This is a genomic window from Caulobacter sp. CCH9-E1, assembly GCF_001556515.1.
In the GTDB taxonomy this organism is placed as follows: domain Bacteria; phylum Pseudomonadota; class Alphaproteobacteria; order Caulobacterales; family Caulobacteraceae; genus Caulobacter.
In genome coordinates this window covers 1-3,175 of sequence record NZ_LSJA01000025.1, presented here as the reverse complement: position 1 = coordinate 3,175, position 3,175 = coordinate 1, and the positions used below count along the sequence as shown (strand labels likewise).

2 protein-coding genes are annotated in these 3,175 nt (G+C 69.8%); one reads left to right on the top strand and one right to left on the bottom strand.

The genetic code is table 11. The annotated features are described in order from the left end of the window. A partial coding sequence (locus AX690_RS01535; RefSeq protein ID WP_156449524.1) for an efflux RND transporter permease subunit occupies positions 1-1,818 on the top strand: 1,818 nt, incomplete at its 5' end. Between the two features lie 156 nt (positions 1,819-1,974). Here AX690_RS01535 and AX690_RS01530 read toward each other — a convergent pair. Then, the gene (locus AX690_RS01530; protein WP_082769435.1) at positions 1,975-2,961 is read right to left on the bottom strand and encodes a sensor histidine kinase; all 987 of its coding nucleotides are present in this window, start codon (positions 2,959-2,961) and stop codon (positions 1,975-1,977) included. Positions 2,962-3,175 lie beyond the last annotated feature (214 nt).

Here is a 3,175-nt window from a genome sequence, read left to right as displayed (position 1 = left end):
GGCCTGGCGGTCGTGGCCACCACCTTCACCATCGTGGCGGTGTTCGCGCCGGTGGCCTTCATGCCCGGCATCCCCGGCCAGTTCTTCCGCGAGTTCGGCCTGACGGTCGCCGTGGCGGTGCTGTTCTCGCTGGTCGTGGCCCGCCTGCTGACACCGCTGCTGGCGGCCTATTTCCTCAAGCCCGTCGCCCACGCCAAGCCGCGCAAGCCGTTCGAGGGCCCCTACCGCAAGGCGCTGGGCTGGGCGCTGGACCACCGGATCGCCAGCTGCGTGATCGGCGTGGCGATCTTCATCGGCTCGGTCATGCTGTCGGCCGGCCTGCCCACGGGCTTCCAGCCGCCGGCCAACAACAACTACTACTACATGAAGGTCCAGGGCCCGCCCGGGGCCACGGCCGCCGACATGGACCGCGCGGTGACGCAGATCACCAAGCTGTTCGGGGCCCGCCCCGAGACCGCCCACGTCTTCGCCCAGATCGGCTCGCAGATCGCGGGCATGGGTCCGGGCGGCGGCGGCGGCGGCTCGGACCTGCGCGACGGCACCATCACCGTGGTGCTGCACGACAAGCGCGACCTGCGGGTCACCGAGATCCGCGCCCTGATGCGCGACAAGCTGCTGGACCTGCCCGACGTGCGCCTGACCCTGCTCAGCGACGACGGCGCGGCCGAGGTCCAGACCATCCTGACCAGCGACGACGGCGAGGCCCTCGAGCGCGCGGCCCTGACGCTGGAGCGGCAGATGCGGGGCGTGGCCAGCATCGCCGACCCGCGTCCGGCCACCCCGCCCAGCGGTCCCGAGATCGTCATCCGCCCGCTGCCGGACGAGGCCGCGCGCCTGGGCGTCTCGACCGCCGACATCGCCGCCGTGGCCCGCGTCGCCACCGTCGGCGACATCGACGCCAACGTCGCCAAGCTGACCGACGGCGAGCGCCGCCTGCCGATCCGCGTCCGCCTGCCCGACGACGCCCGCGGCGACCTGGAGCAGATCAAGGCCCTACGCGTGCCGACGGCGTCCGGCGGCTTCACCCGGCTGGACAGCGTGGCCCAGGTCGCCTTCCAGGCAGGTCCGGCCAAGATCGAGCGCTACGCCCGCAAGCGCCAGCTGACCGTCGAGGCCGACCTCGCCCCCGGCGTGGTGCTGGGCACGGCGACCAAGGACGTCGACGCCTTGCCGATCATGAAGAACCCGCCCAAGGGCGTCGCCAAGGCCACGGCCGGCACGGAAGAGGCCATGGGCGAGCTGTTCGGCGGCTTCGCCATCGCCCTGGGTTCGGCCGTCTTCCTGGTGTTCGGGGTCATGGCCCTGCTGTTCGGCAGCTTCTTCAAGCCGATCACCATCATGTCGGCCCTGCCGCTCGCGATCGGCGGCGCCTTCATTGGCCTGCTGGCCTTCGGCATGAGCCTGTCGATCCCCTCGATGATCGGCTTCCTGATGCTGATGGGCCTGGCGGCCAAGAACTCGATCCTGCTGGTCGAGTACGTGATCGAGGAGGAGCGCCAGGGCGTGCCCCAGCGCACCGCGATCCTGGACGCCTGCCGCGAGCGGGCCCGGCCGATCATCATGACCACCCTGGCGATGATGGCCGGCATGCTGCCGACCGCGCTCGGCATCGGCAAGGGCTCGGAATTCCGCCAGCCCATGGCCGTGGCGGTGATCGGCGGCCTGATCACCTCGACCGTGCTGTCGCTGGTGCTGGTGCCGGTGGTCTATGAGATCATCGACGACTTCGAGAAGTGGCTGAAGCCCAAGCTGGCCCGCTTCGTGACGCCACGCGAAGCGCCGGGGGAAACGAAGGCGGTCCCAGTCGACCGATTGTAAGCAGCCTTCTTCCCCCTCCGGGGGAGGGGGACCGGCGAACGCCGGTGGAGGGGGCTTTCAGCGTTGCGACCTCACGACCGCTTCGCGGACCCCCTCCGTCTCGATGCGTATTCGCATCGGTCCACCTCCCCCTAATGGGGAGGAAGGATATATCGCTCAATCCCGGCGCGGCGCGTAGCTGAGGCGGCAGACGGTCCAGCCGTCCTCGCGGGCCATCTCGAAGCGGCCGCCCAGCTGCTGGGCCATGGCGCGAACGATGCGCAGGCCCAGGCTCTTGGACCGGGCCGGATCGAAGCCCGGCGGCGGGGCCGCGCCGTCGTTGCAGACGCTGAGCAGGTGGGTCAGGCCGGTCTGCTCCAGGCTGACCCGCACCTGCCCCTCCCCGCCCTCGCCGAAGCCGTGCTCCACGGCGTTGTTGAAGCTCTCCAGCATGGCCAGGGTCACGGGCGTGGCCTGGTCGGGATGCAGCGGCTCGTCGCCGCCCTCCATCGTCAGGGCGACGCGCGCGCCGGCGGCGGCGGCGGCGCTGGCCAGCAGGGCCTCGGCGAAGACGCGGAATGGCACGGGCTCGCCGGTGCGGTCATGCAGCTCGCGCTGGATCTGGGCGATCACCTCGATCCGCGCGCCGGCCTGGTCCAGGACGTGCCGCGCGTCGGCGTCCATGACGCCCTGGCCCTGCAGCCGCAGCAGGGCGCCGGCGACCTGCAGGTTGTTGCTCACCCGGTGGTGCAGTTCGCGATAGAGCAGGTCGCGGCTCTCGGCGAGGTTCCGATAGCGCTCGCGCTCGGTCCGCAACTGGTCCAGCGCCTGGCGCATCCCGTCGATGAAGAAGATGTCGACCGCGACCACGAAGGCGTAAAAGCCCAGGGCCAGCAGGACCGGAAGGTCGAAGTTGAACACCCGCGCCGGCGGAATGAAGAAGTACCAGGCCGCCAGGCCGCACAGGGTCGCGCACAGAATCGCCGGCCGCAGCCCCAGGAAATAGGCGCAGACGACGACGGCCGGGAAGAAGGTCACATAGGGAAAACCGGGCGGGAAGGCGCCATCCAGACCCAGTCGAAGCAGAAAAGACAGGCCCGCGAGCAGCACCGCCAGGCCATAGCGCGCCGCCGGACTTGCCTTGATCTTGCCTCGCAGGTCCAAGCGCTTATCCCCTGTCGTGGGATGTGCTCGCCTTTTCCAGGAAAGGCGTCAAGCAGCTACCCGACATAGTGGGATGTAATCGGGGCCCCTCTCTCATGGACAGAGGGATTCGCGCACTGCCCCCTCCGCTCCGCCCAAAGCAAAAGGCCCCGGAGATTCCTCTCCGGGGCCTTCGCTTAGATCAGTTCAGCTGTCGCTGAGGATCGATCGATTA